This window comes from Gordonia mangrovi (genome assembly GCF_024734075.1).
GTDB lineage: Bacteria > Actinomycetota > Actinomycetes > Mycobacteriales > Mycobacteriaceae > Gordonia > Gordonia mangrovi.
In genome coordinates this window covers 4,065,204-4,078,270 of record NZ_CP102850.1, presented here as the reverse complement: position 1 = coordinate 4,078,270, position 13,067 = coordinate 4,065,204, and the positions used below count along the sequence as shown (strand labels likewise).

Genomic DNA, 13,067 nt, shown 5'->3' with positions numbered 1-13,067 from the left:
TCACCTTCGGATCGTTACTCCTCCCATGGTAGGTATTGACCCGTGAACAGTTCAGTCGGGGGCACCGGCGCAGGTGACGGCGAAGGTCCGCGCAGCGGACCACGCGCCACCTATCCGGCGGCACAATCGGCGAGGAGCCGTCGGAACTGGTTCATCGCGCTGTCTGTGCTGGTCGTGGCCGCAGGTATCGGGCTCGCCGTCCTCGGCTACTCGAGATTCGCCAGTCCCGACGTGTCCGGGGAGGCGACCGGCTACGACATCGTCGACCAGTCGACTGTGGTCGTCCAGTTCACGGTGACCCGTGCGGATCCGGGACGGCCGGTGGCGTGCGTGGTGCGCGGCCGGTCGATCGACGGTGACGAGACCGGCCGGCGCGAGATCCTGATCCCGGCCGGCTCGCAGACCCAGGTCGGCATCCGGACCGAGGTCGCCACGTCCAAACCGCCGGTCATCGGTGAGGTCTTCGGCTGCACTGCAGACGTTCCCGCCTACCTAACAGAATCGACACCGTGACGCAGAAGCACCGGGACAGGGCCGTGTTCGCTACGCTGTCCAGCCCGTACTACGCCTATCTGCTGGCCCTGTTCGTCGGCGTGATGCTCATCAGCAACATCACCGGCACCAAGGGCGTCATCCTCTTCGACGACTGGCTGCATGTCTCGCTGGGCCCCATCCAGATGGACGGCCTGGTCACCGACGGTGCGTTCTACCTGTTTCCGCTGGCCTATGTGCTCGGTGACGTCATCAGCGAGGTGTACGGATTTCGCGCCATGCGCAGGGCCATCCTGGCCGGTTTCGTGGTGCTGGCGATCGCGTCGATCTGCTTCTGGCTCACGATCGAACTGCCCGCCGCGGAGTTCTACGAAGGTCAGGAGGCCTTCCGGACAGTGGCCGGGGTGGTGCCCCAGTTCCTCCTCGCCGGGCTGGCCGGCTACCTCGCCGGCGAATTCCTCAACTCGTTCGTGCTGGTGAAGATGAAGGAGCGAGCAGGTGAGCGTCACCTGTGGGCGCGCCTGATCGGTTCCACGGTGGTCGGCGAGTTCGCCGACACGCTGGTGTTCTGCTCGATCGCAGCCTCGGCGCTGGGCATTTCCACCTGGGGTGATTTCATCAACTACACCATCGTCGGATTTGTCTGGAAGACGTTGGTGGAGATCGTGATCATGCCGCTGACCTACCTCGTCGTGGGGTGGTTGAAGAAGCGCGAACCGAGCTATCAGCAAGCGCTGAACGAGACACGTTCGCAAACATCGGATGTGCTTTAGCTCTCAGCGACTGGTATCCTCGGTAAATACACGGCTCCGCGAGGGGTCGTGTTGCTGCATTTAGAGCAGTCCATATGCCCAGGTCCAACAATGTGCCGAGGGCGCGGACAACACAAAGGAGTAACCGATGACCGACACACAGGTGACGTGGCTGACCCAGGAGTCGCATGACCGCCTCAAGGGCGAACTCGATTCCCTGATCGCCAACCGACCGGTCATTGCTGCCGAGATCAATGAACGTCGCGAAGAGGGCGACCTCAAGGAGAACGGTGGATACCACGCGGCCCGCGAAGAGCAGGGCCAGCAGGAGGCGCGTATCCGCCAGCTCCAGGAACTGCTGAACAACGCCAAGGTCGGCGAGGCCCCCACCCAGTCCGGTGTGGCGCTGCCCGGTTCGGTGGTCAAGGTCTACTACGACGGCGACGAGAGCGACACCGAGACCTTCCTGATCGCCACCCGCGAGGAGAGCGCCAAGGACGGCTCCATCGAGACCTATTCGCCCAGCTCACCGCTGGGTGCCGCCCTGATCGACGCCAAGGTCGGCGAGACGCGCGAGTACACCGTGCCCAGCGGCGCGGTCGTCAAGGTCACGCTGCTGAGCGCCGAGCCGTACCACAGCTGACCGGGCGCAGTACCGGTCCACAACACGGCGGCCGGTGTCGAGGCGATGTCTCGACACCGGCCGCTACGTCGTCTGCTCGGCGAGAAGTCGCCGCAAAGCGTCCTCGACGCGAGAGAGTTCACGAACCGTCGCCTGCTCAGGAGACCGACGGCGAACCAGGTGGTCGAGATCAGGTAATAGGTAGGCAGGTGGGACCTCCAACGCCCGCGCCAGCCGGTACACAGTCGACAACTGCGGGTCCGCGATGAAAGGGTCGCGGTTACTCCTGTTGCGCTCGAGGTTCGACACCTGGTTGTGATGCATGCCGCACAACTGAGCGACCTCTTGTTGAGACAGTCCGCGAATCTGCCGGATCACTCTGAGCCTATGCCCGAACGAGTCGCCGTAGGTTCCCCAATCCAGGGATCCTCGTTCGCGGGCAGGCACAATCCCAATCTGTCCGACACACAACGTATTGTCTGCACAACATGATGTGCGTCGATGCGCTGGGAGAATCCCGTGAAGCTGAGTGATCTGTCGCCCGGCATCTCCATTGCGGGACGGTGGCCGCAAGCCGTAACGGTCGTGTCGGTGGCCCACCACGGCGACGACGCGGCGTCACTCGTACTTCGCTACGCTGATGGCACATTCGCCGAAGAAATGGTGTTCGCCGCAGACGTGACGAGCCTGACGACGGTCGACGACACAACCGTCGACTGGACATTTTCTGCTGCACCTGGCCAATTCAAGCTGGCCACCGAGGCACTGCGCATCAGAATGGCCGGCGTACACGACCCGATGGTCGCAGTCGCCACCAGCGACATATCTCCGCTTCCCCACCAGATACGTGCGGTGTACGGAGAACTGCTGCCGCGCACACCGTTACGCTTCCTCCTGGCAGACGACCCGGGTGCCGGCAAGACGATCATGGCCGGGCTCTACGCCAAGGAGCTGATCCTTCGGGGCGACCTGACACGCATGCTCATCGTCGCGCCCGGCGGCCTGGTCGAGCAGTGGCAGGATGAATTGGACAGCAAGTTCGGCATCACCGCTACGCTTCTCACGCGCGAAGTGATCAATGCAAGTATTGACTCAGACCCGTTCAGGACCCATCCCTTCCTCATCGCACGCATGGATCAGCTCGCACGGGACGAGGAGATCGCCGAACGGCTCGGACGCAGCGAATGGGACCTCGTCGTGGTTGACGAGGCCCACCGGATGTCGGCGAACTGGTGGGGCGGCGAGCTCAGGAAGACCAAGAGGTTCGCTCTTGGTCAGCTTATGGGCTCCATCACTCGGCATCTCCTCCTCATGACGGCGACGCCGCATTCCGGCAGTGAAGAGAACTTTCAGGCCTTCCTCAGCCTGCTCGATCCGGATCGCTTTGAAGGTCAGTTTCGTCCCGGCGCCCATGCCACCGAGACCGCCGGGCTCATGCGGCGCATGGTCAAGGAGGAACTGCTCACCTTCGACGGCAGACGGCTCTTTCCCGAACGTATCGCCGAAACCGTGCCGTACCGGCTCTCACCTGGCGAGCGGCAACTGTACGACGCAGTGACGCACTATGTCCGCGAAGAGATGAACCGTGCTGAACAGCACAGCGATTCGCCTCACCGACGGACTGTCGGGTTTGCACTCACCGTGCTTCAGCGCCGGCTGGCGTCCAGCACGCATGCCATCGTGCGCAGTCTGGAGCGGCGACGCATACGTCTCACAACGAAGCGCGCTGAGATGGCCTCTGGACAGCACCCGATCTCAGAACCGGGGCTCCGGTTGCCGAATCCGGACGATTTCGATGATCCTGACCAGTTCAATGCCGAGGAGTACGAGCGACTCGAGGAAGAAGTCGTCGATGCAGCGACTGCGGCTCGCACCGTCGCGGAACTCGACGTCGAAATCGCAATTCTCGATGACCTCGTCGCGCTCGCCCGCCAGGTTCGCGACAGCGGTGTCGACCGTAAGTGGGCCGAACTCCGCAACCTCCTGACCGATCATGACCTTCTCAGTGCACCCGACGGCGAGCGGCGGAAGTTGATCGTCTTCACCGAGCATCGGGACACACTGGAGTACTTGACGCGGCAGATCCGCAATGTGCTCGGAAACGATGAGGCCGTTGTGACCATCCATGGCGGCACGCGGCGCAGCGAACGCAAGTCAGTCCGCGAGCGGTTCACTCAGGACCCGGCCCGGCAGGTGCTGGTCGCGACCGACGCCGCAGGCGAAGGACTGAATCTGCAGGCCGCTCACCTCATGATCAACTATGACCTGCCCTGGAACCCCAACCGTCTAGAACAACGATTCGGCCGGATTCACCGCATCGGCCAGAGTCACGTCTGCCGACTGTGGAACATCGTCGCCGACGAAACCCGCGAGGGTCACGTCTACGCCCGATTGCTGGAGAAGATGGAGCAACAGCGAAATGCATACGGCGGCAAACTCTTCGACATACTCGGCGACGCGTTCGCGGAGAAGCCGCTCAGGACACTACTGATGGATGCGATCCGATACGGTGACGACCCAGCACGAATCGACGAGATCGAACGTGTGGTGGACAGCCAGATCGCAGAGGGCTGCGGCGACCTCGTGCGCGAACGCGCGTTGGCCAAGGAGACGTTGAATCCGCTCGAACTCGACAGACTTCGTCGTGAAATGGACGAGGCCTCCGCCCGCCGTCTGCAGCCATACTACATCGAGAAGTTCTTCGTCGATGCGTTCAGCGAGTTGGGGGGCCGACTGTCCCGCCGCGAGAAACGTCGCTACCAGATCACCAACGTTCCTGGGCCGCTACGACATCGTCCTGGACGCCGGGAGCATTTCGGCAAGCCCGTGGTGGCCGCGTATGAGCGGGTCACATTCGAACCCAATGCGCTCGGCGGCCGGGACACAATGCGGGCTGAACTGTTGGCGCCGGGTCACCCGCTCCTTGATGCGGTGCTCGATGCAACGATCGAAAAGCACCTTCCCGACCTCCAGCGAGGTACCACTCTGTTCGATCCGCTCGACAGCGCCACGGAACCCTATGTGTTGCTGGCGATCTCCAGTGAGGTGCTCGATGGGCACCAGCACGTCGTGAGCAAACGGTTCGCCTTTGTCGAACTGCGGGCCGATGGATCGGTCGTGGATGCGGGGCCTGCACCTCATCTCGATCTCGCGCCGCCACCATCGAGCGCAGCAGACGCTGTCGACCGCGCTCGGGAGCATCGCTTGCTCGATGCGGGACTCGTTGACCGCGCGATGGGTTGGGCCGCGAGCATCGCCGCACCGCACCACCTGGCGGATGCGCGGTCGAGACTTCTCCCAACGATCGAGAAGACCACAGCGGCTGTGCGCACTCGCCTGATCAGCCAGGTGAACTATCTGGACGGCGAGGCAGCCCGCCGGCGCGAGAGCGATGCCACCGGACGGACACGGAAACCGCGCAACACGCAAAGTCCAGATCGCCTGGAAGCGCGTGCTCGAGAACTGGAGCGCAGGTTGGCGGTTCGGACCGATGAGCTCTCGAAAGACGCAGCCCTCGTTGCACGGCCGCCGACGTTGACCGCTGCCATGCTGGTCGTCCCGGCCGGGATGGTCGGTGGTTCGCTGGCAACGCTCGCCCGCGACACAGCGGTTACCGAGCGACGGGCAGTCGACGCGATACTCGCCGCGGAGACCGCTCTCGGCCGGCAACCCGAGGAGATGCCGCACAACAACAAGGGTTACGACATTCGGTCGGTACCGCCACGCGACTCCTTGGGCGCCGCGCGGCCAACGGTGTTTCTCGAGGTGAAGGGCCGCGTCGAGGGCGCCGAAGACTTCTTCGTCACCTACAACGAGGTCCTGCATGCCCGCAATACGGGTGAACAGCACCGATTGGCGCTGGTCTCGGTCAGCGACGCGGGACCCGAGCATGATCGAATCCGATATGTCACCGACTACTTCCGGGACTTCGACATGGGCAGCACGGACGTATCGGGTGTGCAGCTCGATTGGCACAAGGTGTGGTCGAAGGGAAGGCCTCCGCACTGACGTTCCGCGGAACGCCGTCATCGACGTTCCGCGGAACGCGGGTGGCTATCTCAGCGACACCGCCACACCACCCGAGAACATCGAATCGTGCAGTTCGATGCTCGCAGGGACAGCGTCAACCGGCATGTCATAGATGACCTGGACGTCGACAGCATTTCCGGGATTGATGTTGTCCCACACAGCGATATCGTTGCTGTCGCTGTCCAGGGCGATCTGCGCGGACGTGTCTGACTCGAAGCTGCGCTCCTGCGCGTCAATGAGCTTCTGATTGCTCGGCGAGAATCCCTTCGCTTCATCACCGATGTTCGTGACCGTCATCGTCACGATCACGAACTGTCCCTGCGCCTTTTGTGCGAGGTAGGGGTTGTCGCCAACGCTCTGCAGGCCTTGCTGGACTTCTGTGACGACGAACTCGAACTTGCCGTCGCGTACCGGGGTATTGATCGCGGCGACTGCGTCGTCGGCTCCTTCGTCATCGGCTCCTACTTCCGCGGCCGGCGGCGCTGGTGTCTCCGCGACAGGATTCGCCGCACCAGCGCTGACCTCATCTGCGGGTTCGTCGGACCCACCACCGGACAGTGCCGCGATCACCATGAAGATCACAACGATGCCGCCGACGATCCACGGCCACTTGCGCTGTTTCTTCGGCGACTGCGCCGGCGGGACCGGCGGTTGCCCGTAGCCCCACTGGGAGTACGGCTGTTGGGCATACGGCTGCTGAGACGGGTACTCCTGACTATACTGGGGCGCTCCCTGCGGAGCGTTCAGGTGCTGTGGTTCACCCGGATTCACCGGGCCATTCTCTGGTGTATTCGTCATGGCCGGAGATACTGCACCAACGGTCTGACAAAAACGGCGAACCCCGCGTTCCGCGGAACGCCGACAAGTGGAGCAACCGCTGCGAACCAGCTCGTGAACCACCAACATGTTGTGCTACGTTTACCGGCTCTGTTCGGTACGCGAGAGGTGGCCATGTCCGTCGCTACACAACATGTTGGTAAACGCAAGCTGATCGAGGTCAGCCTGCCGCTGGAGGCGATCAACAAGGAGTCGGCCCGCGAGAAGTCAATCCGGCACGGGCATCCGTCGACGCTGCACCTGTGGTGGGCTCGGCGACCTCTGGCGGCCGCCCGCGCCGTCCTCTTCGCGCAACTCGTCGACGACCCTGGCTCACGTCCAGACCTCTACCCGACCGAGGAGGAGCAGACCACCGCACGCAAGGAGCTGCACAGGCTGATCGAACGTCTCGTCGTCTGGGAGAACTCCAACGACGAGGATCTGCTCCGCGAAGCGAACCAGAGAATCCTCGAATCGACAGATGGCAACCCCCCGCCCATCCTGGACCCGTTCGCCGGCGGTGGCACTATCCCGCTCGAAGCCCAACGACTCGGTCTGGAAGCGCATGCCTCGGATTTGAATCCTGTTGCGGTGCTCATCAACAAGGCTCTCATCGAGATCCCGCCAAAGTTCGCGGGACAACCACCCGTGTACCCCGGCGCCGCAGCGGAGACAATTCAGTCCTGGCCTCGTGCAACAGGTCTCGCCGAGGATGTCCGCCGGTACGGCCAATGGATGCGCGACGAAGCTGAGAAGCGGATCGGGCACCTCTACCCGAAGGCGACACTGCCGAATGGATCGAAGGCAACTGTCATTGCGTGGATCTGGGCGCGTACGGTCCAGTGCCCGAACCCGAACTGCGGGATTGAGATGCCATTGGTCCGTTCGTGGTGGCTAGGCAAGAAGAAGGGCAAAGAGGCCTACGTTGTGCCCATGGTCGAGGACAAGGCAGTGCGATTCGAGATCGGTCACGATCTGAAGAACGCGCCGACTGCGGAGACCGATGGCACGGTCGGCCGAACCGGGGCGGCGTGTGTGCGGTGCGGGGATGCAGTCTCACTCAAATACATCCGCGCCGAGGGTCAAGCGGGCCGGATGGGCGCGCAGTTGATGGCGACCGTCGCCGCAGGCAAGCGCACCCGGATCTACCTGGAGCCCACGGCCGAGCACGCGCACGCCGCCGACGTTGAGATCCCGGCCTCGGCACCCACGGGGGTGTTACCCAAAAACCCTCGAGACTTCAAGACGCCCAACTATGGGATGACGACATTCGCGTCTCTCTTCACCCCACGCCAGCTCACCGCGCTGACCACCTTTAGCGATCTAGTGGGCGAAGCACGCGAAGCCGTAGTTCAGGACGCGCTTACCGCGGGACTGCCAAGCGGCGATCGGCTTGATGCCGACGGGGGTGGCGCCGAAGCGTACGCGGATGCGGTGGCGACCTATTTGGGGCTCGGTGTCAGTCGACTAGCCGACATCTCGAACTCACTCTGCCGCTGGGAGAATACGAAAGAGCAGGTCCGAAATCTCTTCGCACGTCAAGCCATTCCAATGATCTGGGACTACCCGGACACTACGCCTTTCGGAACGGCTGCGGGATCATACTCCGTGAGCCTCGGCAGCATCATCAAGGGAATTCGCGCAGTCGGCCCCACCCCGGCTGTCACACGTCAGGAATCGGCATCCGTAGCTGATCTCGGCTATCTGATATCGACTGACCCTCCGTATTACGACAATATCGGCTACTCGGATCTATCAGACTTCTTCTACGTCTGGTTGCGACGGTCCCTTCACAAAATCCACCCGAGCATTCTCTCGACGATGCTGGTACCGAAGGCGGAGGAGCTCGTCGCCAATCCCTACAGACATGACGGCAGGGAGGGCGCACAGCGCTTCTTCGAGGACGGATTCCGCGAAGTGTTCCGGCGGGCACGCGAAACCGCGATGCCTGACTTTCCGATCACGGTCTACTACGCATTCAAACAACAGGAATCGGCACTCGGAGGCGAGTCTTCCACTGGCTGGGAAACCCTGCTTGAGGGCATGATCCGCTCCGGTTGGGTGATTACGGCCACGTGGCCGATGCGATCAGAACTGAGCAATCGGATGCTGGCCAGTGGCACCAACGCACTCGCCTCATCCATAGTCCTAGCCTGCCGCCCCCGTCCAGAAAACGCGCCGCGCACCGACCGCCGGGGCTTCATTTCGACGCTCCGATCCGAACTACCCGACAAGCTCCGCGAACTCCAGCAGGGCGCCATCGCCCCGGTCGACCTCCCCCAGGCCGCGATCGGACCGGGTATGGCCGTCTTCTCCCGCTACAGCGCGGTCCTCGAAGACGACGGCTCGAAGATGACCGTCCGATCGGCACTCCAACGGATCAACGCCATCCTCGACGAGGTGCTCACCGAGCTCGAGAACGACTTCGACAACGAGACGCGGTTTGCGCTCACATGGTTCCGTCAGGCCGGATTCGACAGCGGCAAGTTCGGCGAGGCCGAATCGGTGTCGAACGCACGCGGCGTCTCGCTCGATGCCCTCGAACGCGCCGGGATTCTGACCAAGGGCGGCGGCAAGGTCCAGCTCATCCCGCCACCGAACATGCCGGCCGATTATGACCCGTCGTCGGACACTGCCATCTCCCAGTGGGAGGTCGTCATGCACCTCACCCGGGCGCTCGCCAACCACGGCGTGCCGGCAGCGGCGTCGTTGCTCGGCCGCGTTCCGCGGAACGTCGACTGGGATCTGTGCAAGGAGCTCGCGACGCTGATGTTCAAGCTCGCCGAAAACAAGAAGCAGACCAAGCTCGCCGTGGACTTCAACGACCTCGGCGCCGCCTGGAACGACATCGCTCGGCAGGCTCCCGAATCGTCCTACCAGCCGTCCCTCGTGGACTGAGTTCACGCGGTCGATCTGCCCGATAGAGTCGCAGTTGTTCACAACATGATGTGCAAACTGCGAAGTGAGGCGAGCATGGCGCTCAGCAACCGGGACCGGATCAACCGAGCGATGGAGTTACTCGGGCCTGCGTTGGATCGGTTCATCACCTCGGTCCTCGAACCCGAGATGCCAAATGGTCACACCTGGATCCAGCTGATGCAGCTCCGCGATCAGAGCCGCGGCAGCGGGTCGTCGAACAACCGTCACTACGACCCGAACGACCCCTCCGACGGCCTGCGGATGATCATCGACAACATCCCGAACACTGTGCGTCGCGGGTGGTACCCATTCGACGACCGCCTCTCGCGGACGCAGAAGAGCTACGCCACCGAGCTTCGCGACTACCGACACGACTTCGCCCACATGAAGCCCTTCGACAACGAAGAGGCCCAGCGCGCGCTCGACACCTGCGAGCGCTTCCTCAAGGCGATCGGTGCACCGAAGGAGGCTGACGAGGTCCGCAGGCTGCGGCTGGACCTGCGTCGCGTGGCGTCGGAACGAGAGGACACCCAGGCCGCCCGCAAGCTTGATCTCGCGTCTGTGGGGGCCGACAACCTTCCGGCGTGGCGCGAGATTCTGAGCCCCCACCCGGACGTCGCGAGCGACAACTTCAACGCCGCCGAGTTCGCCGCCGACCTGTACACGGTGGCGCAGGGCAAGGAGGCGGGCGAATACTCCGACCCGGTGCAGTTCTTCGAGCGCACCTACCTCACTCAAGGGCTGCGCGACCTCATCGAGCGGAACGTCCGGCGGCTGACCGGCGACCTCAACGCTTCCCCGGTCGTCAACCTGCAGACCAACTTCGGTGGCGGCAAGACGCACTCGATGCTCGCCCTATGGCATCTGGCGTCGGGCCGGCCCAGCACCGCATACCCCGACGACGTCGCTGCATTGGCGGCTCCGCTCGACAGCGTGCCTCAGGGCGTAAGGCGCGTCGCGATCGTCGGCAATCAGATGGAGCCGGCGCGGATCAACACCGACGACGGCCGCCCCGGCATCCGGACCATGTGGGGTGAACTCGCGTGGCAGCTCGGCGGCCAGGACGCTTACGAGATCGTCGCCGAGGCGGACCGCGCCGGGACCAACCCCGGCGCCTCACTTCGTGAGCTGTTCGAGCTCTACTCGCCCGCTGTCATCTTGATCGACGAGTGGGTGGCCTATGCTCGCCAACTCGTGAACCCCGCGGCAAATGTGGTAGCCGGTGACTTCGACACGCAGTTCACGTTCGCGCAGACACTGACCGAAGCCGCCAAGGCCACCGCGGGCGTGCAGGTCGTCATCTCGATTCCGGCGTCGTATGACAACCGCACCGATGCCGATGACATCAACGACGAAGAAGTCGGCGGCGAACATGGGCGAGCCGCACTGGAGAGACTCAAATCAATCGTCGGCCGCACCGCCGATCACTGGCTGCCGGCCAACCCGCAAGAGAGCTTCGAGATCGTCCGCCGGCGCATCTTCACCGCTCCCGACGGGGAGACGCTGGCTAAGATCAGCTCAATCGCCAAGACGCTGGTCGAGTATTACCGCAAGCATGCCACCGAGTTCCCCAGCGAGGCGCTCGAACCTGCCTACGTAGACCGCATCCGGCGGTCATATCCGATTCACCCGGAACTGTTCGATCGGCTCTACGAGGATTGGTCGACCCTCGATCGCTTCCAGCGCACACGCGGTGTGCTCCGGATGATGAACAAAATCGTCGGCACGCTCTGGCGCAGCGCGAACCCTGCACCCTTGATCATGCCGGGTTCCGTCCCGCTCGAGAAGGATTCGGTGGTCACCGAGATCAGCCAGTACCTCGACGACAACTGGCGACCGATCCTGACCAGCGATGTCGCCGGTGACCACTCGGTGCCCTACAACCTGGACAACGACCACGATCTCTTCGGCAAGCGCAGCGTCACCCAACGGCTCGCACGCTCGATCTTCATCGCAGCGACACCGAGTCTGCACACTGCGCACAAGGGAGTCGACAAGCCAAGGATCTTTCTCGGCACCGCAATCCCCGGCGACGTCCCTGGCAACTTCCACTCGGCGCTCGACCATCTGGCAAACAAGGCGACCTACCTCTACACCGATGCCGCGCGCTATTGGTACGACACCCACGCCAACACCACCCGTGCCGCCCGAGATCATGCCGCGGGACTCCCCAAGGCTGATGTATGGGCAGAGGTCGAGGCTCGGCTCGACGCTGCCCGACGCGCATCCCGCGACACCAGCTTTGTCGGCATCCACGTGTGCCCATCGAACTCAGCCGACATACCAGATGAACCGTCGACCCGACTCGTCATCGCGTCCCCCGAGGTCACGCACGTGAACAAGTCGACGAGTTCATCAGCAATGTCCTGGGCGGCGGACGTCCTCGAACATCGCGGCGCGGGAAACCGCTCATATAAGAATTCCCTGGTCGTGCTTGCTGCCGACGACAAACGAGCCCGGGAACTCGAAGAGGCGGTCCGCGAGTTCCTCGCTTGGCGATACGTGCACACGAACGCCGATTCTCTTGGCCTCGGCGGTCAGCAAACCCGACAGTCCGAGTCGCGCATGAACAAGGCCGATGCAGTGGTTGCCGACCGACTCCTCGACACCTTCATCTGGGCAATCCTGCCGGAGCAACCGGTCGATCAGGCGACATACTCACTGGGTGCCGTCAACGCAGGCGGCACCACAGATGACCTGATCGCACGAACCGGGAAGAAGCTTGCCGACAGCAACCTGCTGTCGACGACACGTTCATCTCGATTGCTGAGCATGGATCTCACGGGCCCACTGGAGTCGGCATGGCGGCCAGGGCATATCAGCGTCGGCGAACTCCACGGCTTCTATGCCACCTACCCCTACCTTGCTCGACTCCGGAACCGAGACGCGCTCGTCGAGGGCCTTCTCACGGTCTACAACGACATGGCTTGGCAAGCCGAAGGCTTCGCATTCGCCTACGCCTGGGACGAGACCGAGCAGAAGTACGTCGACCTCCACCTTCCGACCGACTCCGCGACGCCGCAGCTCTCGGACACAGTCCTTGTCGTCAAGCCGGATATAGCCCAAGCACAACGCGATCGAGAGGTCGCCGAGGTCGCCGAAACCTCCGACAACGATGGTGGTGAGGCCAGCGCGAACGACGACACCCGGCGGACTGACACCGATTCGGAAGACTCCAGCGCGACGAGACAGACACCTCGAGCGACCCGCTTCTGGGCATCGACGACCCTCGACGGGGACTTTCCGGCCCGAGATTTTTCGACTATCCAACAGGAGATTCTGCAGTTCTTGTCGGGGGCGCCGGGTACAACTGTCGAAGTACGGATCGAGATCGATGCCGCGTCGCCGGAGGGCTTCGACGACGCGGTGCAACGGACGGTTCGCGAGAACTCGAACACCCTTGGGTTCGAGCAGTCAGGGTTCGAAATGGAGTGATT

8 protein-coding genes are annotated in these 13,067 nt (G+C 63.2%); 6 read left to right on the top strand and 2 right to left on the bottom strand.

Annotation, left to right across the window (positions count from 1 at the left end; translation table 11 throughout):
- Positions 1–42 precede the first annotated feature (42 nt).
- From NWF22_RS18545 to greA, 3 genes are all read left to right on the top strand, one after another.
- On the top strand, positions 43–513 hold the full coding sequence (locus NWF22_RS18545; protein WP_160903147.1) for a DUF4307 domain-containing protein: 471 nt from the start codon (positions 43–45) through the stop codon (positions 511–513).
- The gene (locus tag NWF22_RS18540) at positions 510–1,265 is read left to right on the top strand and encodes a queuosine precursor transporter (RefSeq protein WP_258321203.1); all 756 of its coding nucleotides are present in this window, start codon (positions 510–512) and stop codon (positions 1,263–1,265) included. Before NWF22_RS18545 ends, NWF22_RS18540 begins: the two co-directional genes overlap by 4 nt.
- Positions 1,266–1,392: 127 nt before the next feature.
- Positions 1,393–1,887 carry a transcription elongation factor GreA gene (greA, locus tag NWF22_RS18535; protein ID WP_160903146.1) on the top strand — a complete coding sequence of 165 codons (495 nt, stop codon included), beginning with the start codon at positions 1,393–1,395 and terminating at the stop codon, positions 1,885–1,887.
- Positions 1,888–1,950: 63 nt separating this feature from the next.
- Here greA and NWF22_RS18530 read toward each other — a convergent pair whose 3' ends face one another.
- Entirely contained in the window at positions 1,951–2,244 is a 294-nt protein-coding gene (locus tag NWF22_RS18530; protein WP_309249720.1) for a helix-turn-helix domain-containing protein, read from the bottom strand.
- 141 nt (positions 2,245–2,385) lie between these two features.
- On the opposite strand from NWF22_RS18530, the gene NWF22_RS18525 reads away from it, so the two are divergent.
- Positions 2,386–5,874: a helicase-related protein gene (locus tag NWF22_RS18525; protein ID WP_258321202.1), complete on the top strand. Its 3,489-nt coding sequence runs from the start codon at positions 2,386–2,388 to the stop codon at positions 5,872–5,874.
- A 45-nt stretch (positions 5,875–5,919) separates the two neighbouring features.
- On the opposite strand, the gene NWF22_RS18520 is transcribed toward NWF22_RS18525, so the two are convergent.
- Positions 5,920–6,801, bottom strand: a complete 882-nt coding sequence (locus NWF22_RS18520) for a DUF4352 domain-containing protein (RefSeq protein ID WP_233751278.1) — start codon at positions 6,799–6,801, stop codon at positions 5,920–5,922.
- A 45-nt stretch (positions 6,802–6,846) separates the two neighbouring features.
- On the opposite strand from NWF22_RS18520, the gene NWF22_RS18515 reads away from it, so the two are divergent.
- Together NWF22_RS18515 and NWF22_RS18510 are read left to right on the top strand one after the other, a co-directional pair.
- A complete protein-coding gene (locus tag NWF22_RS18515; protein WP_160903144.1) occupies positions 6,847–9,609 on the top strand; it encodes a DUF1156 domain-containing protein in 2,763 nt (920 codons plus the stop codon).
- Between the two features lie 75 nt (positions 9,610–9,684).
- Complete coding sequence (locus NWF22_RS18510) at positions 9,685–13,065, top strand: DUF499 family protein (protein WP_160903143.1); 3,381 nt, start codon at positions 9,685–9,687, stop codon at positions 13,063–13,065.
- Positions 13,066–13,067 lie beyond the last annotated feature (2 nt).

Bases quoted from the DNA above. Each gene is read 5' to 3' on its own strand.
- greA (WP_160903146.1), top strand. From the start codon at position 1,393: ATGACCGACACACAGGTGACGTGGCTGACCCAGGAGTCGCATGACCGC.
- NWF22_RS18520 (WP_233751278.1), bottom strand. From the start codon at position 6,801: ATGTTGGTGGTTCACGAGCTGGTTCGCAGCGGTTGCTCCACTTGTCGG.
- NWF22_RS18515 (WP_160903144.1), top strand. From the start codon at position 6,847: ATGTCCGTCGCTACACAACATGTTGGTAAACGCAAGCTGATCGAGGTC.
- NWF22_RS18510 (WP_160903143.1), top strand. From the start codon at position 9,685: ATGGCGCTCAGCAACCGGGACCGGATCAACCGAGCGATGGAGTTACTC.